At 71.6% G+C, this 19,429-nt stretch carries 19 protein-coding genes and 5 tRNA genes; 18 read left to right on the forward strand and 6 right to left on the reverse strand.

Features of this window, described 5'->3' with window-relative positions; all coding sequences use genetic code 11:
• Positions 1-2,120, reverse strand: a 2,120-nt coding sequence (locus ACFV6I_RS22705) for a nitrate- and nitrite sensing domain-containing protein (RefSeq protein WP_380427311.1), incomplete at its 3' end; no start/stop codon positions are given.
• Positions 2,121-2,710: 590 nt separating this feature from the next.
• On the opposite strand from ACFV6I_RS22705, the gene ACFV6I_RS22710 reads away from it, so the two are divergent.
• The 8 genes from ACFV6I_RS22710 to ACFV6I_RS22745 all read left to right on the forward strand — a co-directional run bounded on the left by ACFV6I_RS22710 (position 2,711) and on the right by ACFV6I_RS22745 (position 6,302).
• A complete protein-coding gene (locus tag ACFV6I_RS22710) occupies positions 2,711-2,983 on the forward strand; it encodes a hypothetical protein (RefSeq protein WP_347878533.1) in 273 nt (90 codons plus the stop codon).
• 245 nt (positions 2,984-3,228) lie between these two features.
• Positions 3,229-4,029, forward strand: a complete 801-nt coding sequence (locus ACFV6I_RS22715) for a fumarylacetoacetate hydrolase family protein (RefSeq protein ID WP_063347716.1) — start codon at positions 3,229-3,231, stop codon at positions 4,027-4,029.
• Entirely contained in the window at positions 4,022-5,545 is a 1,524-nt protein-coding gene (gltX, locus tag ACFV6I_RS22720) for a glutamate--tRNA ligase (RefSeq protein WP_363375967.1), read from the forward strand. The genes ACFV6I_RS22715 and gltX overlap by 8 nt, the downstream gene beginning before the upstream one ends.
• A 252-nt stretch (positions 5,546-5,797) precedes the next feature.
• Positions 5,798-5,869: transfer RNA gene (locus ACFV6I_RS22725), tRNA-Gln, on the forward strand.
• 37 nt (positions 5,870-5,906) lie between these two features.
• Positions 5,907-5,979: transfer RNA gene (locus ACFV6I_RS22730), tRNA-Glu, on the forward strand.
• Between the two features lie 27 nt (positions 5,980-6,006).
• Positions 6,007-6,079, forward strand: a tRNA-Glu gene (locus ACFV6I_RS22735).
• Positions 6,080-6,105: 26 nt separating this feature from the next.
• Positions 6,106-6,178 (forward strand) — tRNA-Glu (locus ACFV6I_RS22740).
• 49 nt (positions 6,179-6,227) lie between these two features.
• Positions 6,228-6,302 (forward strand) — tRNA-Gln (locus tag ACFV6I_RS22745).
• A gap of 105 nt (positions 6,303-6,407) precedes the next feature.
• On the opposite strand, the gene ACFV6I_RS22750 is transcribed toward ACFV6I_RS22745, so the two are convergent.
• On the reverse strand, positions 6,408-7,121 hold the full coding sequence (locus ACFV6I_RS22750) for an IclR family transcriptional regulator (RefSeq protein WP_063347714.1): 714 nt from the start codon (positions 7,119-7,121) through the stop codon (positions 6,408-6,410).
• A 232-nt stretch (positions 7,122-7,353) separates the two neighbouring features.
• Between ACFV6I_RS22750 and leuC the strand changes: the two genes are divergently transcribed.
• The 4 genes from leuC (at position 7,354) to ACFV6I_RS22770 (ending at position 10,771) form a co-directional block, all read left to right on the forward strand.
• Complete coding sequence (leuC, locus tag ACFV6I_RS22755) at positions 7,354-8,790, forward strand: 3-isopropylmalate dehydratase large subunit (protein WP_380427313.1); 1,437 nt, start codon at positions 7,354-7,356, stop codon at positions 8,788-8,790.
• Positions 8,791-8,795: 5 nt separating this feature from the next.
• Positions 8,796-9,392 carry a 3-isopropylmalate dehydratase small subunit gene (leuD, locus tag ACFV6I_RS22760; protein WP_063347712.1) on the forward strand — a complete coding sequence of 199 codons (597 nt, stop codon included), beginning with the start codon at positions 8,796-8,798 and terminating at the stop codon, positions 9,390-9,392.
• Positions 9,393-9,573: 181 nt separating this feature from the next.
• Positions 9,574-9,921, forward strand: a complete 348-nt coding sequence (locus ACFV6I_RS22765) for a hypothetical protein (RefSeq protein ID WP_371517045.1) — start codon at positions 9,574-9,576, stop codon at positions 9,919-9,921.
• Positions 9,922-10,054: 133 nt separating this feature from the next.
• Complete coding sequence (locus tag ACFV6I_RS22770) at positions 10,055-10,771, forward strand: HU family DNA-binding protein (protein ID WP_063347711.1); 717 nt, start codon at positions 10,055-10,057, stop codon at positions 10,769-10,771.
• A gap of 206 nt (positions 10,772-10,977) precedes the next feature.
• Here the strand turns inward: ACFV6I_RS22770 and ACFV6I_RS22775 are convergent, their stop codons facing one another.
• Both ACFV6I_RS22775 and cofC read right to left on the reverse strand, forming a co-directional pair.
• Positions 10,978-11,199, reverse strand: coding sequence for a hypothetical protein (locus tag ACFV6I_RS22775; RefSeq protein WP_063347710.1), 222 nt, complete (start codon positions 11,197-11,199; stop codon positions 10,978-10,980).
• A gap of 56 nt (positions 11,200-11,255) precedes the next feature.
• The gene (gene cofC, locus ACFV6I_RS22780) at positions 11,256-11,939 is read right to left on the reverse strand and encodes a 2-phospho-L-lactate guanylyltransferase (protein WP_063347709.1); all 684 of its coding nucleotides are present in this window, start codon (positions 11,937-11,939) and stop codon (positions 11,256-11,258) included.
• A gap of 232 nt (positions 11,940-12,171) precedes the next feature.
• Between cofC and ACFV6I_RS22785 the strand changes: the two genes are divergently transcribed.
• The 3 genes from ACFV6I_RS22785 (at position 12,172) to ACFV6I_RS22795 (ending at position 15,230) form a co-directional block, all read left to right on the forward strand.
• Complete coding sequence (locus ACFV6I_RS22785; protein WP_063347708.1) at positions 12,172-12,996, forward strand: 1-acyl-sn-glycerol-3-phosphate acyltransferase; 825 nt, start codon at positions 12,172-12,174, stop codon at positions 12,994-12,996.
• Between the two features lie 14 nt (positions 12,997-13,010).
• Entirely contained in the window at positions 13,011-13,994 is a 984-nt protein-coding gene (locus ACFV6I_RS22790; RefSeq protein WP_079135606.1) for an NAD(P)H-dependent glycerol-3-phosphate dehydrogenase, read from the forward strand.
• A 90-nt stretch (positions 13,995-14,084) separates the two neighbouring features.
• Positions 14,085-15,230: a D-alanine--D-alanine ligase family protein gene (locus ACFV6I_RS22795; RefSeq protein ID WP_363375958.1), complete on the forward strand. Its 1,146-nt coding sequence runs from the start codon at positions 14,085-14,087 to the stop codon at positions 15,228-15,230.
• 66 nt (positions 15,231-15,296) lie between these two features.
• On the opposite strand, the gene ACFV6I_RS22800 is transcribed toward ACFV6I_RS22795, so the two are convergent.
• The gene (locus ACFV6I_RS22800) at positions 15,297-15,815 is read right to left on the reverse strand and encodes a DUF3515 domain-containing protein (protein WP_380427315.1); all 519 of its coding nucleotides are present in this window, start codon (positions 15,813-15,815) and stop codon (positions 15,297-15,299) included.
• A gap of 20 nt (positions 15,816-15,835) precedes the next feature.
• The gene (locus tag ACFV6I_RS22805) at positions 15,836-16,069 is read right to left on the reverse strand and encodes an Lrp/AsnC ligand binding domain-containing protein (protein ID WP_363375953.1); all 234 of its coding nucleotides are present in this window, start codon (positions 16,067-16,069) and stop codon (positions 15,836-15,838) included.
• 206 nt (positions 16,070-16,275) lie between these two features.
• Between ACFV6I_RS22805 and ACFV6I_RS22810 the strand changes: the two genes are divergently transcribed.
• From ACFV6I_RS22810 to thiD, 3 genes are all read left to right on the forward strand, one after another.
• Positions 16,276-17,241 carry a thiamine-phosphate kinase gene (locus ACFV6I_RS22810; protein WP_063347704.1) on the forward strand — a complete coding sequence of 322 codons (966 nt, stop codon included), beginning with the start codon at positions 16,276-16,278 and terminating at the stop codon, positions 17,239-17,241.
• 196 nt (positions 17,242-17,437) lie between these two features.
• Entirely contained in the window at positions 17,438-18,463 is a 1,026-nt protein-coding gene (locus ACFV6I_RS22815) for a 6-phosphofructokinase (RefSeq protein ID WP_063347703.1), read from the forward strand.
• Positions 18,464-18,515: 52 nt separating this feature from the next.
• A partial coding sequence (gene thiD, locus ACFV6I_RS22820; RefSeq protein ID WP_380427317.1) for a bifunctional hydroxymethylpyrimidine kinase/phosphomethylpyrimidine kinase occupies positions 18,516-19,429 on the forward strand: 914 nt, incomplete at its 3' end.

Raw genomic sequence — 19,429 nt, forward strand, 5'->3', positions numbered from 1 at the left:
ACCCCGCGCTGCTGCTTGGCCTGGGCGGGGCCGGGCCGGGCGGGGCCGCGGCGGTCGGCGGAGTTGGTGACGTCGACCGGGAGCATGACCAGCGCGGTGGTGCCGCCGGAGTCGCTGGGGCGCAGCTGGATGCGGATGCCGTGTCGCAGGGACAGGCGGCCGACCACGAAGAGGCCCATGCGGCGGGAGACCGAGACGTCCACCGTCGGCGGGTTGGCGAGGCGCTCGTTGATCTCGGCGAGGTCGTCGGGGCTCAGGCCGATGCCGGTGTCGTGGATCTCGACCAGGACGCGGCCGTCGGGCAGCGCGTGGCCGGTGACCCGGACGCGGGTCTGCGGGCTGGAGAACGAGGTGGCGTTCTCCAGCAGCTCGGCGAGCAGGTGGACGAGGTCGTTGACGACGCGGCCGGCGACCTCGGCCGACGGCACGGCGGCGAGTTCGATGCGCTCGTACTGCTCCACCTCGGAGGCGGCGGCGCGGAGCACGTCGACCAGCGGGACGGGCCTGGTCCAGCGGCGGCCCGGGTCCTCACCGGCGAGGACGAGGAGGTTCTCGCCGTTGCGGCGCATGCGGGTCGCGAGGTGGTCCAGCTTGAAGAGGTTGGCCAGCTGGTCCGGGTCGGCCTCGCGGCTCTCCAGTTCGGAGATGAGCGACAGCTGGCGCTGGATGAGGCCCTGGCTGCGGCGCGAGAGGTTGGTGAACATCGCGTTGATGTTGCCGCGCAGGAGGGCCTGCTCGGCGGCGAGGCGGACGGCCTCGCTGTGCACCATGTCGAAGGCGTGCGCCACGTGGCCGATCTCGTCGGTGGAGTCGACGGCCACCGGTTCGACCGTCGTGTCGACGTCGTGCGGGTCGCTCTCGGAGAGGGTCTTGACCAGCTCGGGCAGGCGGCGCTCGGCGACGTCCTCGGCCGCGGCCTGCAGCCGGGTCAGCGAGCGCACCATCGAGCGGGCGATCAGACCGGCGCCACCGAGGGCGACGAGCAGCACCAGGGCGATGGCGGCACCGATGATGATGGCCTCGGTGTCGGCCTGGGACTGGAGGTCCTGGGCCTTGCCGTCGAGGTCCTCGATGAGCTTGGACTCGATCCGGCGCTCGGCGGTGATCTTGGCGCTGGCCTTCTCGTACCAGTCCTTGTAGGTCACCGGGTCGGTCTGGTGGATACCGCTCGGCTGGAGGATCGAGCGCGCGTACCGGTCGGCGTCGGCGATCACCGAGTTGTAGCTGAGCTGGCCGCGCAGGTTGTCCAGGTCGTGCGCGGTGTAGATGTTGTTGAAGCTGGTGAGCGAGTTGTCGTACGAGGTGCGCAGGCGGATGCCGAAGGACTCGTCGCTGGGGCTGAGGTCGGGGCCCTTGGGGTTGGCGAGTGCGGCGCCGATCAGGGCGCGCTGCTGCGAGGTGGCGTTCTTGGCCAGCGAGAACTGCTGCAGCGAGCGGGTCGCGACGAGCAGGTCCGTGTTGTTCGACGCGAGCGCGATGTCCTGGGTGATGGCCAGCAGGTCGCGGATGATCACGTCGTAGGCGGTGATCGTCGACTGGATGTTCTGGTTGTTCTGGTACGGCGTGTTGCGCGCGTCCGAGATCGAGTTCAGGTCCCTGCGGATCTGGAACAGCAGCGCCTTCCCGCCCGAGAGTTCGAGGTTCTCGAACTTGTCCGAGGACGCGGTGAAGGTGCGGCTCAGGTCGTCGGTGGCCCTGCGGGCGGTGACGATGTCGTCGTCGAGCGGGTCGTTGGGGCGCGCGGTGATGTAGCCGGCGCTGATGTCGCGCTCGGTCTGCAGGGCGTCCGCGAGGTTGGTCGCCTTCTTGGCCAGGTCGGACAGGTTGGCCATCTGGGAGAGCTGCTGCGAGTTCTGCATCGAGGCCTGGATCCGCAGGCCACCGAGGACCAGGGAGACCAGGACGGGCAGGGCGAGCAGGGCGATCAGTCGGGTCCGGATGCGCCAGTTGCGCATCGCGAGCCGGCTCAGACCGGTGGCCCGTCGCCGGGTCAGGGTGGTCCGGAGCTTGTCCCGGGCGGACTTCCGTTCCTGGCCGTCGTCCTCCGGGTGGCCGGGGGCCTCGGGGACCACCGGCTCGGCCGGGCTGCCGGGAGCCGCCGCCTGCTGGGGGGCTGCCACGGGCTCGTGCGACTCCGGGTTACCCGCGCCGCCGCTACCCCTTTTGAAACGTCCCTGCACTGGCGTCGCAACCTCTGGACCGGGCGTCCCGCCGCGTCGCCGCGGACCGGACGGTGTCGAGTTTCCTTCCGCTCCCCGGCTGGTCCGGGTGAGCGCGTCGCCGGGGTGGACTTCTCCCTACCCACGGTCCGTGGCATTCCAGCACAGCCGGGGAATCCCAACAAGGGCCGCCAGGACACGCCGCGCGGCGCTACCGAACGCGTGCGTGACTTCACTGACTGTGTCGTAACAGGACCGGAATACCGCATTTTTCGGACACTCGCCGGATACATGCCAACCCGGCCCGAGATCGAAAAGAGTCACAGACCTTCCGGAATGACCGTTATCGGAGATATGCCGGAAAATACCGTTGCGGCGATATGTCGGATATCTGCAATTCGCTCATGAATTTGTGATCAAAATCACAGTCTAATGTGTAGCTTTGGTCACGGTCCCTGTGGAATGAGATCTCGTAACCTGGCTGTCTCCGGAGCACGGCCCCGATCAGCCTGCCCAGAACCCCTCCGAATCATTCGGAATCAATCAGGCCGGTGACGATCCGCCGCGATCCGACCGGCCGCGACCACGAGGTGCTCTCGATGTCCCAGGCGAAGAAGGCCGCCACCAAGTCCACGCTGCCCTGCCGCTCCACGGCGAACCCGCGCCGGACGACGCTGGCCTCGGTCGCGGACTTCAGCACGATCCCGGGTGCCCGCAAGCCCGAGGACGCCGTCACCTACGGCACCGAACTGCCGGCCAGCACCGCCAACCCGCGCCGCACCCAGCTGATGGTCGCCCCGGCGCCCGTCGTCGTGCAGGACTGACCCGACCCCCGCTCCGACAGGGCGTCGCGGCCGCGCCACCGAGGGCGGCCGCGGCGCCCTGCGGCGTTCCCGGGCGGTCGCCGGGGCTCGCGGCCCGACCGCGCTGAACAGGGGCAAAGCGGTCAGCCGGGGCCCCACGCGATAGCCTGGACGACGATTGACGGGGCCGCGCCCACTGTGGGCGAGGCGCCCACCAGCGCCCGGGCGCGCCCCGGGCGGTCGACGAAGCGAGGGGTATCCCAGCCGTGCGCATTGCCAGGTTTTCCGTCCGGGAAGGGAGCCCTGCCGCCGGCAGCGTCTCCTTCGGCGTGGTGGAGGGCGACCCTTCCCAGCCCGACTCGCTGGTCGTCCACGCGCTGGCCGGCCACCCGTTCGGCCAGCCCCAGCCGACCGGCGAGAGTTACCGCTTCCAGGACGTCCGGCTGCTCAGCCCGATGCTCCCCAACAAGATCGTGGCGGTCGGCCGCAACTTCGCGGCGCACGCCGCCGAACTGGGCAACGACGTCCCGGACGTGCCGCTCACCTTCTTCAAGCCGTCCACCTCGGTGATCGGCCCGACCGAGAACATCGCGTACCCGCCGTTCTCCTCGGACGTCCAGCACGAGGCCGAACTCGCCGTGGTGATCGGCCGGATGTGCCGCGAGGTGCCGCTGGACCGGGTGCCCGAGGTGATCCTCGGCTACACCTGCGCCAACGACGTCACCGCCCGGGACGTGCAGAAGCGCGAGGGCCAGTGGGCCCGGGCCAAGGGCTTCGACACCTCCTGCCCGCTGGGCCCGTGGATCGAGACCGACCTGGACCCGGCCGACCTCGCCGTCACCTGCACGGTCAACGGCGAGCTCCGGCAGGCCGGCCGCACCTCCCAGATGGTCCGCTCGGTCGCCGAGCTGATCGTCCACATCTCCGAGGCCATGACGCTGCTGCCCGGCGACGTCATCCTCACCGGCACGCCCGCAGGGGTGGGCCCGCTCAACGTCGGCGACGAGGTCGCCGTCTCCATCGAAGGCATCGGCACTCTCACCAACAAGGTGATCAAGCGTGGCTAGTGAAAAGCTCAGCGGCTCCGCCGCGGGCAACCCGGCCGTCCGGGTTCGTTTCTGTCCGTCCCCGACCGGGAACCCGCACGTGGGCCTGGTCCGCACGGCCCTCTTCAACTGGGCCTACGCCCGCCACAACGGCGGCACGCTGGTCTTCCGGATCGAGGACACCGACTCGGCCCGCGACTCCGAGGAGTCGTACGACCAGCTGCTCGACGCGATGCGCTGGCTCGGCTTCGACTGGGACGAGGGCCCGGAGGTCGGCGGCCCGCACGAGCCGTACCGCCAGTCCCAGCGGATGGACATCTACGCCGACGTCGCCCGCCGCCTGCACGAGGCCGGCCACGCCTACCACTGCTACTGCAGCACCGAGGAGCTGGACGCCCGCCGCGAGGCCGCCCGTGCGGCCGGCAAGCCCTCCGGCTACGACGGCCACTGCCGCGAGCTGACGGACGAGCAGGTCGCCGTCTACAAGCTGGAGAAGCGCGAGCCGATCCTGCGCTTCCGGATGCCCGACCGCACCCTCAGCTTCGACGACCTGGTGCGCGGCACGCTCACCTTCGAGCCGGAGAACGTGCCGGACTACGGCATCGTCCGGGCCAACGGCGCCCCGCTGTACACCCTGGTCAACCCGGTGGACGACGCCCTGATGGGCATCACCCACGTGCTGCGCGGCGAGGACCTGCTCTCCTCCACCCCGCGGCAGATCGCGCTGTACGCCGCGCTCGCCGAGATCGGCGTCGGCGACGGCACCACCCCGCGCTTCGGCCACCTGCCGTACGTGATGGGCGAGGGCAACAAGAAGCTCTCCAAGCGCGACCCGCAGGCCTCGCTCAACCTGTACCGCGAGCGCGGCTTCATCCCCGAGGGCCTGCTCAACTACCTGTCCCTGCTGGGCTGGTCGCTGGCCGACGACCGCGACCTGTTCGGCATCGACGAGATGGTCGCCGCCTTCGACATCGCCAAGGTGAACGCCAACCCGGCCCGCTTCGACCTGAAGAAGTGCGAGGCGATCAACGCCGAGCACGTCCGCAAGCTGGCCCCGGAGGACTTCGTCCGCCGCCTGGTGCCGTACCTCCAGGCCCCCGGGCTGCTGCCGGCCGAGCCGACCGCCGAGCAGCTGGACCTGCTCGCGAAGATCGCGCCGCTCACCCAGGAGCGGATGGTCGTGCTGAGCGAGATCGTGAACATGGCCGGCTTCCTGTTCGTCGACCCGGCCGACTTCACCGTCGACCCGGACGACGCCGCCAAGGCGCTGACCGCCGACGCCCGCCCGGTGCTGGAGGCCAGCGTCAAGGCGCTGGAGGCGCTCGCGGACTTCAGCCCGGAGCCGATCCAGGCCGCGCTGCGCGAGGCGCTGGTGGACGGGCTGGGCATCAAGCCCAAGTTCGCGTTCACGCCGCTGCGGGTCGCCGTCACCGGCCGCCGGGTCTCGCCGCCGCTGTTCGAGTCGATGGAGCTGCTCGGGCGCCCCGAGACGCTGCGCCGGCTGAACTCCGCCCTGGAGGCCCTGCCGGCCGCCTGAGCGGGCCGCTGAGCAGGCTGCGGGGCCGGCCTCGTGCCGGGCCCGCTGCCTGCCCGGACGTCACCGCCGGGACGTCACCGCCAGGTCGCCCGGCCGCTGCCTGGGGTTATCGATTTTGGAGCCGGGGCCGGCGTCGGGTAATGTTCTTTCTGCGCCGCCCGGGAGGGAACGGACGAGGGAGTGAAACCCTCCACCCGGCCCCGAACGAGAGGCGCAACGCCTGAGAAGGCCCCGACAGGGGTTCAACTCTGGTGGGGTATGGTGTAATTGGCAGCACGAGTGATTCTGGTTCATTTAGTCTAGGTTCGAGTCCTGGTACCCCAGCGCAGTACGCAAGTCCAGCAGTACAAGTGAAGAACAAGCCCCCGTTGTGTAGCGGCCTAGCACGCTGCCCTCTCACGGCAGTAGCGCCGGTTCGAATCCGGTCGGGGGTACTGATCCCGCAAGGGATCACCTGGAAAGCCCCCGTTGTGTAGCGGCCTAGCACGCTGCCCTCTCACGGCAGTAGCGCCGGTTCGAATCCGGTCGGGGGTACTGATCTCGCAAGGGATCGCCAGGAAGCCCCCGTTGTGTAGCGGCCTAGCACGCTGCCCTCTCACGGCAGTAGCGCCGGTTCGAATCCGGTCGGGGGTACTTCAGAGCATGAAGCCGGTGGGTTATCCCATCGGCCCTTGCTTTGCGTTGGGGTATGGTGTAATTGGCAGCACGAGTGATTCTGGTTCATTTAGTCTAGGTTCGAGTCCTGGTACCCCAGCCAGAAATTCAAGGCCCCGGTTTCCGGGGTCTTTTTTTGTATTTCCCGGAGCATTCCGAAGGGCCCCGCGCGGTGGTGCTGCGCGGGGCCCTTTCCGGATGGCGGCGGTCAGCCGCGGCGGAGCGCCTCGGTGAGCCGGTTCGCGGCCTCGATGATGGCCTGGGCGTGCAGGCGGCCCGGGTGACGGGTCAGCCGCTCGATCGGGCCGGAGACGGAGACGGAGGCCACCACGCGGTTGGAGGGGCCGCGCACGGGAGCGGAGACGGACGCGACGCCCGGCTCGCGCTCGCCGATCGACTGGGCCCAGCCGCGCCGGCGGACGCCGCTGAGCGCGGTGGCGGTGAAACGGGCGCCCTGGAGGCCACGGTGGAGCCGCTCGGGCTCCTCCCAGGCCAGCAGGACCTGGGCGGCCGAGCCGGCCTTCATCGGCAGGGTGCTGCCGACCGGGACGGTGTCCCGCAGGCCGGAGAGCCGCTCGGCGGCGGCTACGCAGATCCGCATCTCGCCCTGGCGGCGGTAGAGCTGTGCGCTCTCGCCGGTGACGTCGCGCAGGTGGGTCAGGACCGGGCCCGCGGTGGCGAGCAGCCGGTCCTCGCCCGCCGCGGCGGAGAGTTCGGAGAGACGGGGGCCGAGGATGAATCGCCCCTGCATGTCCCTGGTGACCAGACGGTGGTGTTCGAGTGCGACGGCGAGCCGGTGGGCCGTGGGGCGCGCCAGACCGGTGGCGGCGACCAGCCCCGCCAACGTGGCGGGGCCCGACTCCAGTGCGCTCAGCACCAGAGCGGCCTTGTCGAGAACGCCGACGCCGCTAGAGTTGTCCATGCCCTAAGACTGCAGTCTCATTCCGCGAGACGCAAGTTCAATCTTCCGGGAAAAGCGCCACTCTGGATGCAGCAGCCCGGGAGGCATCCAGGATGCGACCTCACCAGAGTGTCCGCATCGTGGACAGCGATCCGGCGTGCAGGTCGCGCGAACGCGCCCGCCACAGGGCGGCGGGAGCTCCGACCTCGACGACACGAGAAGGCCGGCAACGCGGCCGGCTGGAGGGAATCCGATGGGACGGACACTCGCAGAGAAGGTCTGGGACGACCACGTCGTGCGGCGCGCGGAGGGAGAGCCCGACCTGCTCTTCATCGACCTCCACCTGCTCCACGAGGTGACCAGCCCGCAGGCCTTCGACGGGCTGCGGCTGGCCGGCCGGACGGTCCGCCGCACCGATCTGACGATCGCCACCGAGGACCACAACACCCCCACCGTCGACATCGACAAGCCGATCGCCGACCCGGTGTCCAAGGTGCAGTTGGAGACGCTGCGCCGCAACGCCGCCGAGTTCGGCGTCCGGATCCACTCGCTCGGCGACATCGAGCAGGGCGTCGTGCACGTGGTCGGCCCGCAGCTGGGCCTGACCCAGCCCGGCATGACCGTGGTCTGCGGCGACTCCCACACCTCGACCCACGGCGCCTTCGGCGCACTGGCGTTCGGCATCGGCACCAGCCAGGTCGAGCACGTGCTGGCCACCCAGACGCTGCCGCTGGCGCCCTTCCGGACCATGGCCGTCACGGTCGAGGGCGAACTGCCCGAGGGCGTCACCGCCAAGGACCTGATCCTGGCCGTGATCACCAAGATCGGCACCGGCGGCGGCCAGGGATACGTCCTGGAGTACCGCGGTTCGGCGATCCGGGGCCTGTCCATGGAAGCCCGGATGACCATCTGCAACATGTCCATCGAGGCCGGCGCCCGGGCGGGCATGATCGCCCCGGACGAGACCACCTTCGACTACCTCAAGGGCCGTCCGCACGCCCCGCAGGGCGAGGACTGGGACGCCGCCGTCGCGTACTGGTCGACCCTGGGCACCGACGAGGACGCGGTCTTCGACCACGAGATCTTCATCGACGCGGCCGCGCTGACCCCGTTCGTCACCTGGGGCACCAACCCCGGCCAGGGCGCCCCGCTGGGCTCCGACGTGCCGGACCCGGCCTCCTTCGCCGACCCGCAGGAGCGCGCGGCCGCCGAGAACGCCCTCGCCTACATGGGCCTGGAGGCCGGCACCCCGCTGCGCGAGGTCAGCGTCGACGCCGTCTTCGTCGGCTCCTGCACCAACGGCCGGATCGAGGACCTGCGCGCCGCCGCCGCCGTCGTGGAGGGCCGCCGGATCGCCGACGGCGTACGGATGCTGGTCGTCCCGGGCTCCGTCCGGGTCGCCCTGCAAGCCGTGGAGGAGGGCCTGGACAAGGTGTTCACCGCGGCCGGCGCCGAGTGGCGCCACGCGGGCTGCTCGATGTGCCTGGGCATGAACCCCGACCAGCTCGCCCCCGGCGAGCGCTGCGCCTCCACCTCGAACCGCAACTTCGAGGGCCGGCAGGGCAAGGGCGGCCGGACCCACCTGGTGTCCCCGCAGGTCGCCGCCGCGACCGCCGTCCTGGGCCGTCTGGCCGCACCGTCCGATCTGCCCTCCGACCTGGCGGACACCAACGTGGCTGTGGAGGCCTGAGAACCATGGAGAAGTTCACCACCCACACCGGCCGGGCCGTTCCGCTGCGGCGCTCGAACGTGGACACCGACCAGATCATCCCGGCCCACTGGCTCAAGAAGGTCACCCGTTCCGGTTTCGAGGGCGGCCTTTTCGAGGCCTGGCGCAAGGACGAGTCGTTCATCCTCAACCGGCCCGAGCGACAGGGCGCCACGGTCCTGGTGGCCGGCCCGGAGTTCGGCACCGGCTCCTCCCGCGAGCACGCCGTCTGGGCGCTGCAGAACTACGGCTTCCACGCGGTCATCTCGTCGCGCTTCGCGGACATCTTCCGTGGGAATTCCCTGAAGAACGGACTGCTGACGGTCGTCCTGCCGCAAGAGACCGTGGAACGGCTCTGGGCGCTCACCGAGAGTAACCCTTCGGCCGAGATCACCGTTGATCTGGAAGCCCGCGAAGTCCGGGCCGAGGGCGTCACCGCGTCTTTCGAACTGGACGACAACGTCCGGTGGCGGCTGCTCAACGGGCTGGACGACATCAGCATCACCCTGCGGAACGAGGCCGACATCGCGACCTTCGAAGCGACCCGTCCGGCCTTCAAGCCCCGTACTCTGCCGGTTGCCTGAGATCCCCTCAGAACAAGCATTCTGGCGATCCACCGGATGGCCCGCCTCCCCTTCGGGGGGGCGGGCCATCCGCCGTTCCGGAGCACGAGTTAGCGCCGCGGCCCACCCCGGATTGCCCATTTGGCTTTGCCGGAGAGGGCCCCGCGCAAGTACAACTGCGGGTAGATGGCACAATCAGTACATGCACCGGCACCATGAACCTCCGTACGCGGGCGGCGAACCCGCGGCTCCGGAGTCCGTGGGCCGGGGATCCGAACGCCGAATTGACGATCGGCCGGACGTCGCCTCCGCACCAGCTGAGGGGCCGGACGACCAGGAAGTCGCAGCGCTCTACGCGCTTGTGGCCGAGCGGTTGAAGCAAGCTCACGCCCGCGTGCATGCGCTGAACGTGTCTGCCGATGCAAAGACCGCTCTCTCCCGTCAACTCCTCATCGTCACCGAGACCGCCAAGCGCGATCTTCCGGAGGCGGCAAGGCGGTTGAGTCGCTTTGTACATGACCTCGACGAGGGGCGCCCGCCCGTCGCCTGAGGTCGCCGACGCGCAAATCCATTGCGACACTAGGGTGATTCGCGCGTTTGGTAATTGAAAGTCCGCAGATACATACCTAACGTGCGAAAAGAACGGATGGAATCATCCGGCGCCCGTTTCCGAAGGGGAAGACGTGAACAAGGCTCAGCTTGTCGAAGCGGTGGCCGAGCAGCTGGGCGGTCGCAAGGCTGCCGCAGAGGCCGTCGACGCAGTGCTCGACACCATGGTCCGTGCCGTTGTGGCCGGTGACCGGGTTTCGGTCACTGGTTTCGGCACCTTCGAGAAGGTGGAGCGCTCCGCGCGCTTCGCCCGCAACCCGCAGACCGGCGAGAAGGTCAAGGTCAAGAAGACCTCGGTGCCCCGCTTCCGTCCCGGCCAGGGCTTCAAGGACCTGGTCAGCGGCAGCAAGAAGCTGCCGAAGGAAGGCCCCTCGGTGAAGAAGGCCCCCAAGGGCTCCCTCACCCCGGGCAAGAGCGGCGTCGCCGCCACCCCGGCCGCCAAGCGCGCCGCGACCAAGCGTGCCGCCACGGCCGCCGCCGCCGCTGCTCCGGCCAAGAAGGCCGCCGCCAAGAAGGCGACCACCACGGCCGCGGCCAAGAAGACCACCGCGACCGCGACCAAGAAGACGGCCGCCGCCGCCAAGAAGGCGACCACCACCGCCGCCGCGAAGAAGACCACCGCGACCGCGACCAAGAAGACGGCCGCCGCCGCCAAGAAGGCGACCACCACCGCCGCCGCGAAGAAGACCACCGCGACCGCCAAGAAGGCGACCGCGACGGCCAAGAAGACGGCTCCGGCGAAGAAGACCGCCACCCGCAAGACCACCGCGCGCAAGACTTCTGCCAAGTAGTCCCGCGCAGCGGTCCTCGGACGGCCTTCGGCAGAGAGCCGCGGCACCCCCCTCCGTGAATTGCGGAGACCGGGTCGCCGCGGCTCTTTCGATTTCCGGGCGCTTAGTCAGGATTCTCCGACCGGCGGTGACCAGGCACGGAACGCGAAGGCGGACGTGCCGGACGGCGGGGGAGGAGCAGCGGGGGGACGGCCAGCGGAAGGCGGTCAGCCCGCGGCGGGGTCGGGGAAGGTCTGCAGCGTCACGAAGACCACCCGGCGGGCCTCGCCGGCGCCCTCGGTGCGGATCCGCACCCGCTGGCCCGGCCGCAGCAGTCGCAGACCGCCGGCGTCGAAGGCGGCCGCGTCGAACGGCACCGGGGTCCCGTCGTCGAGCAGCACGGAGCCGGCCCGGGTGGCGGGGTCGAAGGTGAACGCGGTGGCCTGCATGGCAGCAGCATAGCGAGCGGCCCCGACCGGCCGGACGGCGTCCCGCGGGACGCCGGTCAGGCCCGTGCCAGCCGGGCGAACAGACTGCTGGTGTACGGGCCGAGGCCGAGCACCGCGGCCTCGCCGAGGTCCGCGCCGGTGTCGACGTCCCGGCGCACCGACTCCACGTCCGCCAGGCGCAGTTCGAGTGCTCCGCCGGCCGCGTGCCGGGCCCGTGAGCCGTCCCCGAAGGCGGGGGAGAGCGGGCGCCCGGGGGTGCAGGCGAGCAGCGTGGTGCCGAGGCCGGGGGAGTCCGGCAGGAAGGCCCGGCCGTCCGGTGGCACCGCGCCCAGCACCCGGGCCAGTTCGACCGGGCGCAGGGCCGGCAGGTCCGCCGAGAGGGCGGCCAGCGGCGAGCGCGGGGCGAGTGCCAGGGCGGCCGCCGCGCCGTGCACCAGCGCCTCGTTGAGGCCCTCGCCGGGTTCGTCGGCGACCACCACCGCGCCCAGCGCCGCCAGCCGGGCGCCGGCCGCCGCGTCCCGGGTGACCACCAGGACCCGGGCGACGCCCGGGGTGGCCAGTGCGGCGGTGGCGGTGTCGAGCGCGAAGGACAGCGCGAGGTCCGCCCGGTGCGGCCCGGCGTACGGGGCCAGTCGGCTCTTCGCGAGGGCGAGCGGCTTGAGCGGCAGCACCAGCGACCAGTCGGTGGTGGGTGCGGGGGGCGCGACGGGCCCGTTGGGGCGTACGGTGTCCTGGGTCATCGGCGTCATTGTGACGCCGGTCCCGGAGCCCTCGCCAGGCCGTCCGATCTGTGCGGACGTGCGTTTGATCACGCCTGCCGGGCGGGTTGGTGCGGTCGCTCGACAGCCGGTGAGCAGCCGGGCGAGACTGTTCCGCACCCGTGATCCGGGCACCGGTCCCGTACCGGTGCGCGGCACCGGGAGGTTATGACCGCGGCACCCCACGTGCCGCTTCGGATGAGGAGGACCTGGGGTGGCCCGCCGCTCGTACGCCAAGTTCGGCAACGCCGACTACGGCATCTGGTACCGCTTCGCGGCCGTGCTGGTGAAGCCGGTGACGACCGCGCTGGTGAAGCCCGACTGGCGGGGCTGGGAGCACCTTCCGAAGGAAGGCGGCTTCATCGCCGCGGTGAACCACAATTCGATCATCGACCCGGTGATCTACGCGCACTGGCAGTACAACAGCGGCCGTCCGCCGCGCATTCTCGGCAAGTCCTCGCTGTTCTCGATTCCCTTCATCGGATTCATGCTGCGCAAGACCGGCCAGATTCCGGTGTTCCGCGAGTCCACCGATGCCGCGCAGGCTTTCCGGGCCGCTATCGACGCCGTCAACGGCGGCCAGTGCGTGCAGTTCTACCCGGAGGGCACGCTCACCCGGGACCCGGACCTGTGGCCGATGACCGGCAAGAGCGGCGTCGCCCGGGTCGCGCTGATGACCGGCGCGCCGGTCATCCCGGTCGCGCACTGGGGAGCGCACGAGATCATCCCGCCGTACGGCCGGCCGGGCTTCGGGAAGGGCAAGTTCAACCTCTTCCCGCGCCACCGGGTCACCGTGGCGGCGGGGCCCGCGGTGGACCTGAGCAAGTACCGGGGCCAGGAGCTCACCGCCCAGGTGCTGGGCGACGCCACCGAGGACATCATGACGGCGATCACCGCCGTGCTGGCCGACGTCCGCGGCGAGGAGCCGCCGGCCGAGCGCTACGACATGCGCAAGGCCGCCCGGAACCGCGCCGCCGCGGCCGCCGCCGAACGCCGGCGCGCCAAGGGCGGAAACGACGACGAGGAGGGCGGCCGGTGACCCGCTGCGCAGTGATGGGGACGGGCTCGTGGGGCACCGCCTTCGCGATGGTGCTGGCCGACGCGGGCAGTGACGTCGTCCTGTGGGCCCGCCGCCAGGAACTCGTCGACGCCATCAACACCACGCACGAGAACCCGGACTACCTGCCGGGCGTGCCGCTGCCGGGCTCCGTCCGGGCCACCACCGACGCCGCCGAGGCGCTGGCCGGCGCCGACTTCGCCGTCCTGGTGGTGCCCTCGCAGACGCTGCGCGACAACCTGGCCGCCTGGACGCCGCTGATCGAGCCGCAGACCGTGCTGGTGAGCCTGATGAAGGGCATCGAACTCGGCACCGCCAAGCGGATGAGCGAGGTGATCGACGAGGTCACCAAGGTCGGCCCGGAGCGCGTCGCAGTGGTCAGCGGGCCCAACCTGGCCCGGGAGATCGCCAACCGGCAGCCCGCCGCCAGCGTCGTCGCCTGTGCGGACGAGGCGGTCGCCAAGCGGCTCCAGGCGGCCTGCCACACGCCGTACTTCCGTCCGTACACCAACACCGACGTGCTGGGCTGCGAGCTCGGCGGCGCGGTCAAGAACGTGATCGGCCTGGCGGTCGGCATGGCGGCCGGTATGGGGCTCGGCGACAACACCAAGGCGACGCTGATCACCCGCGGGCTGGCCGAGACCACCCGGCTCGGCGAGGTGCTCGGCGCCGACCCGCACACCTTCGCCGGGCTCGCCGGGATGGGCGACCTGGTCGCCACCTGCTCCTCGCCGCTGTCGCGCAACAACACCTTCGGCATGAACCTGGGCCGGGGCATGTCGCTCGCGGAGACCATCGCGGCGACCCGGCAGACCGCGGAGGGCGTCAAGTCCTGCGAGTCGGTGCTCGACCTGGCCCGGCGCAACGGCGTCGACATGCCGATCGTCGAGGCGGTGGTGGACGTCGTGCACAACGGGCGGCCCACCCAGGAGGCGCTCCAGGCCCTGATGTCCCGTTCGGCGAAGGCCGAGCGGCGCTGAGCGGCGCTGACGGCGCGGCGGTGGTCCGGGGCGGTGGCCGGGGGCGGCTGACGCCCCGGAAACCCTTCGCACGGTAGTCTCAAACCCGATATGAGCATCGAACAGTCCTCCCCGAACCCGTCCGCTGCGAAGCCGCGCGTCGCGCTGGTCTTCGGCGGACGCAGCTCCGAGCACGGCGTCTCGGTGGTCACCGCCGGCAGCGTGCTCAAGGCGATCGACCGCGAGAAGTACGAGGTGCTCCCGATCGGGATCACCCCCGAGGGCCGCTGGGCGCTGGTCAGCGACGAGCCCGCCCGGATGGCCATCACCGACGGCCGGATGCCGGACGTCACGGGCGTCGCCGAGTCCGTGGACGGGCAGGTCGCGCTGCCGATCGCCCCGGGCGACCGGGAGGTCGTCCTGAGCGAGCCGGGAAGCACCCCCAAGGCCCTCGGCGAAGTCGACGTGGTGTTCCCGCTGCTGCACGGCCCCTGGGGCGAGGACGGCACCCTGCAAGGCCTGCTGGAGCTGTCCGGCGTGCCCTACGTCGGCAACGGCGTGCTCTCCAGCGCGGTCGGCATGGACAAGGAGTTCACCAAGCGGATCCTGGCCTCGCACGGCCTGGGCGTCGGCCGGTACACCATCGTGCGGCCGCGCGACTGGGAGAGCGAGGCCGGCCGCGCCGCGGTGCGCGAGCGGGCCGCCGAACTCGGCCTGCCGCTGTTCGTGAAGCCCTGCCGGGCCGGTTCCAGCATGGGCATCACCAAGGTCAAGGACCTCGCCGACCTCGACGCCGCGATCGAGGAGGCCCGCCGGCACGACCCCAAGCTGATCATCGAGGCCGGCGTGAGCGGCCGCGAGATCGAGTGCGGCGTGCTGGAGACCGAGGACGGCCCGAAGGCCAGCCTCCCGGCCGAGGTGCTGGTCGGCGACGGCTTCGACTTCTACGACTTCGAGGCCAAGTACATCGACTCGTCCGAGGTGCAGATCCCGGCGAAGCTCGACGACGGGCAGACCGCCGAGATCCGCCGCCAGGCGGTGGCCGCGTTCGACGCGCTCGGCTGCGAGGGCCTGGCCCGGGTGGACTTCTTCCTGCTGGAGGACGGCACCTGGATGGTCAACGAGATCAACACCATGCCCGGCTTCACCCCGATCTCGGCCTACCCGAAGATGTGGGAGGCCACCGGGCTGTCCTACCCGGAGCTGATCGACCGGCTGCTCCAGGCGGCGCTGCGCCGCTCGACCGGCCTGCGGTAGCCGCACGCGGACGACGGAGGGCGGGCCAGGAAGCTCCCGGCCCGCCCTCTCGGCGCCCTCGCGGGCTCAGCCCGGGATGGTGGCCTTCACCGCGCCGGTGAGGGCGGCGGCCGGGTCCAGCGGGCTGGCGTAGACGCCGGCCGGGGAGGTCACCTCGACGTACGCCGCACGCATGGTCGCGACGAAGCGGTAGCCGCCGTCGTCCAGCTTCTGCGACCACCACGTGAGGTCGTCGACCGTCGGCGACATGTCCGCGGCGTGCGGGCCGTTCAGCTCGTCCGGGCGGTCGATCCCGCAGCGCAGCACCGTCCGGGGTGTGGTGTCCCACGCGGCCACGTACGGAGAGGCGGGCGACGGGTCCTTGCGGGCGTGGCCGAGCAGCTCCTGCGGCAGGGCCGCGGCCAGCGCGCGGCAGTACCCGGCCGCCTTGCCGCCCGGCCGGGGGGCCGCCACCGATTCGTCGGCGGAGCCCCAACTGCCGAGCAGCACGACGACCGTGCAGGTCAGGGCGAGCGGCAGGGCCAGCCAGCGGACGGGCGCCGGCAGTGCCGTCAGCGCCCGGGGGATTCGGAGTTCTCTGGCCACCCGCCGATGGTAGCCGGGCCTTACAGGTGCACCACCGGACAGGTGAGGGTGCGGGTGATGCCCTCCACCTGCTGGACCTTGGCCACCACCAGGCGGCCCAGGTCGTCCACGGTGTCGGCCTCGGCCCGGACGATGACGTCGTACGGGCCGGTGACGTCCTCGGCCTGGAGGACGCCGGGAATCTCGGAGATCGACTGGGCCACGGCGGTGGCCTTGCCGACCTCGGTCTGGATCAGGATGTATGCCTGTACCACGGGGACCTCCGGCGGCCGGTTACGGGGATCGCCGCCGTGAGCGCCCGGACGGTCGTCGGGGTGGGAACGGGCTCACCGGCAGTCTGATCACCACGCTACCGCGCGGTGGGCCGGGGAGGGGAGACCCCGACACCCCGGAAGGGCGTACGCTGCGCGCGGGGGCGCGACGGGGACGAGTTCAGTATGGACATGCGAGAGGACGGCAGATGCAGGGGACCGTGGGCGAGCTCGGCGAGTTCGGTCTCATCAGGGAGCTGACCGCCCGGGTGCCGCTCACCGACGCGGTCGACCTCGGCCCCGGTGACGACGCCGCGGTGGTGAAGGCCCCGGACGGCCGGGTGGTGGCCACCACGGACGTCCTGATCGAGAACCGGCACTTCCGCCGGGACTGGTCCACCGCCTACGACGTGGGCCGCAAGGCCGCCGCACAGAACCTCGCCGACGTGGCCGCCATGGGAGCGGTGCCCACCGCGATACTGCTCGGCCTGGTCGCCCCCGCCGACCTGCCCACCACCTGGGCCACCGAGCTGATGGACGGGCTGCGCGACGAGTGCCAGGTGGCCGGGGCGACGGTGGTCGGCGGCGACGTGGTGCGCGGCGACACCGTCACGCTGGCCATCACGGCGCTCGGCGACCTCCAGGGGCGCGCCCCGGTGACGCGCGCCGGTGCGCAGGTCGGCGACGTGGTCGCGGTGACCGGCTGGCTCGGCTGGTCGGCCGCCGGACTCACCGTGCTGCAACGCGGCTTCCGCTCCCCCCGCGCCTTCGTCGAGGCGCACCGCCGGCCCGAGCCGCCGTACCACGCGGGCCCGGCCGGCGCCGAGTTGGGCGCGACCTCGATGATCGACGTGAGCGACGGACTGGTCGCCGACCTCGGCCACGTGGCCCGGGCCAGCGCGGTGGACATCGACCTGAAGGCCGCCGACTTCGACGTCCCGGCGCAGATGGCCGACATCGGACAGGCGGTCGGGGTGGACCCGTTGGTCTGGGTGCTGTCCGGCGGCGAGGACCACGCGATCGTGGCGACCTTCCCGCGAGGGGTCCAACTCCCGGCCCGCTGGCGGGTGGTGGGCGAGGTGACCGGCCGCCCCCGGGGCAGTCGCAGCGGCCGGGTGACGGTGGACGGCGCGCCCTGGGACCGGGTCGGCGGCTGGGACCACTTCGCCGAGTGACGGGCGGCCGCGCCGATTGTCGTACGGCACACGGCGGGTGACCCCCGGACACCGGCGCGCGGCGGGCGGCGCGTGACCCCCGCACTCGCGGCGCACGGGCTTCGCGGGTCCGTTTTGCGTAGGCTGGCGACAACCGAGCCCGCCCGCCGTCTGGTGTGGGTGGTCTGAACCACTGCGAGCGGGAGCGCACCCAGTCATGCGTATCGGTGTACTGACCAGCGGCGGCGACTGCCCCGGCCTCAACGCGGTGATCCGCTCCGTCGTGCACCGGGGCACGGACGTGCACGGCGACGAGATCGTCGGCATCCTGGACGGCTTCCTCGGCCTGATCGAAGGCCGCACCCGGCCGGTCTCGCACGACGACGTCACCGGCCTGCTCACCCTCGGCGGCACCGTCCTGGGCTCCGCCCGGGTGCAGCGCGAGCGGATCTCCTGGGCGGTGGAGAACGCGAAGACGCTGGCCCGGGACATCGGCATCGACGCGCTCATCGCGATCGGAGGCGAGGGCACGCTGACCGCCGCCAGGCTGTTCAGCGACGCCGGACTGCCGGTCGTCGGGGTGCCCAAGACCATCGACAACGACATCAACGCCACCGACGCCACCTTCGGCTTCGACACCGCGGTGCACGTCGCGACCGAGGCGATCGACCGGCTCAAGACCACCGCGGAATCCCACCAGCGCGTCATGGTCGTCGAGTTGATGGGTCGTCACACCGGCTGGATCACCCTCACCGCGGGCATGGCCGGCGGCGCGCACGGCATCCTCATCCCGGAGAAGCCCTTCGACATCGAGGCGGTGGCCCGGATGGTCGACGACCGCTTCGACCGCGGCAAGAAGTTCGCCATCATCGCCGTCGCGGAGGGCGCCGCCCCGATGCCCGGCACCATGCGCTTCGACCACGGCGAGGTCGACCAGTACGGCCACCGGACCTTCGGCGGGATCGGCAACCGGCTCGCCCACGAACTGGAGAACCTGCTCGGCAAGGAGGCCCGCCCGGTCATCCTCGGGCACACCCAGCGCGGCGGCACCCCGACCGCCCGGGACCGCGTGCTCGCCACCCGCTTCGGCTGGCACGCCGTCGAGGCCGTCCACCAGGGCGCGTTCGGCCACTTCACCGCGCTGCGCCGGACCGGGATCGAGCTGGTGCCGATCGCCGACGCGGTGACCCGGCTGAAGACGGTGCCGGAGGACCGCTGGGTGGAGTCCGAGGCCGTGCTCTGAACGCGCGCAGGTAGATTGCCGCGCTCCGAACGCGCGCAGGTAGGTTGACCTCATGGCCCACCCGTCTCCCACCCCCGCCCTTGGCCGTCGCGCTGCGCGCGGCCCCTCTACTGCCCCTCCCCGTGTGCTCACCGTCGCCGGCTCCGACTCCGGCGGTGGCGCCGGCATCCAGGCCGACCTCAAGGCGATGCTCGCCCTCGGCGTCCACGGCATGAGCGTGATCACCGCCGTCACCGCGCAGAACTCGCTCGGCGTCCAGGGCTACTGGGAGCTGCCCGCCGAGGCCGTCCGGGCGCAGTTCCGCAGTGTGGTCGACGACATCGGGGTGCAGGCCGTGAAGACCGGCATGCTCGCCTCGATCGAACTGGTCGAGACCGTCTCCGAACTGCTGGCCGGGGTGGACGCCCCGGTGGTCGTCGACCCGGTCGGCGTCTCCAAGCACGGGGACGCCCTGCTGGCCGCCGAGGCCGTCGCCACCGTCCGCGAGCGGCTGCTGCCGGTCGCCACCCTGGCCACCCCCAACCTGCACGAAGTGACCCAGCTCACCGGCCGGACCGTCGAGGGCGAGGGGCAGATGCTGGACGCCGCCAAGGCGTTGCTCGACCTCGGGCCGCGCTGGGCGCTGGTCAAGGGCGGCCACCTGGAGGGCGAGGCCGCGGACCTGCTCTACGGCGGGCCCGGCGAGGTGCACTGGTACCGGGCGCCGCGCTACGACAACCGGCACACCCACGGCACCGGGTGCACCCTGGCCAGCGCGATCGCGGCCGGGCTGGCCAAGGGCGAGTCGCTGCCGGAGGCGGTCGGCTCGGCCAAGGCGTACATCACCGGCGCGATCGCCGGTGGCTTCGCGCTCGGCGCCGGGATCGGCCCGGTCGACCACGCCTGGCGCTGGCGCGGCCCCGGCCCGGGGGGGGGGGCCCGGGGGCGCCCCCCCCCCCCCCCGCTCGGCGCGTGGCACAGTGAGGG

This window comes from Kitasatospora sp. NPDC059803, assembly GCF_042732255.1.
Taxonomy (GTDB): domain Bacteria; phylum Actinomycetota; class Actinomycetes; order Streptomycetales; family Streptomycetaceae; genus Kitasatospora.

Coding starts and splice junctions, on each gene's coding strand:
- ACFV6I_RS22765 (WP_371517045.1), top strand. CDS start 9,574: ATGCACCGGCACCATGAACCTCCGTACGCGGGCGGCGAACCCGCGGCT.
- ACFV6I_RS22790 (WP_079135606.1), top strand. CDS start 13,011: ATGGGGACGGGCTCGTGGGGCACCGCCTTCGCGATGGTGCTGGCCGAC.
- ACFV6I_RS22775 (WP_063347710.1), bottom strand. CDS start 11,199: ATGCAGGCCACCGCGTTCACCTTCGACCCCGCCACCCGGGCCGGCTCC.
- leuD (WP_063347712.1), top strand. CDS start 8,796: ATGGAGAAGTTCACCACCCACACCGGCCGGGCCGTTCCGCTGCGGCGC.
- ACFV6I_RS22810 (WP_063347704.1), top strand. CDS start 16,276: ATGCAGGGGACCGTGGGCGAGCTCGGCGAGTTCGGTCTCATCAGGGAG.
- ACFV6I_RS22750 (WP_063347714.1), bottom strand. CDS start 7,121: ATGGACAACTCTAGCGGCGTCGGCGTTCTCGACAAGGCCGCTCTGGTG.
- cofC (WP_063347709.1), bottom strand. CDS start 11,939: ATGACCCAGGACACCGTACGCCCCAACGGGCCCGTCGCGCCCCCCGCA.
- ACFV6I_RS22815 (WP_063347703.1), top strand. CDS start 17,438: ATGCGTATCGGTGTACTGACCAGCGGCGGCGACTGCCCCGGCCTCAAC.
- leuC (WP_380427313.1), top strand. CDS start 7,354: ATGGGACGGACACTCGCAGAGAAGGTCTGGGACGACCACGTCGTGCGG.
- ACFV6I_RS22795 (WP_363375958.1), top strand. CDS start 14,085: ATGAGCATCGAACAGTCCTCCCCGAACCCGTCCGCTGCGAAGCCGCGC.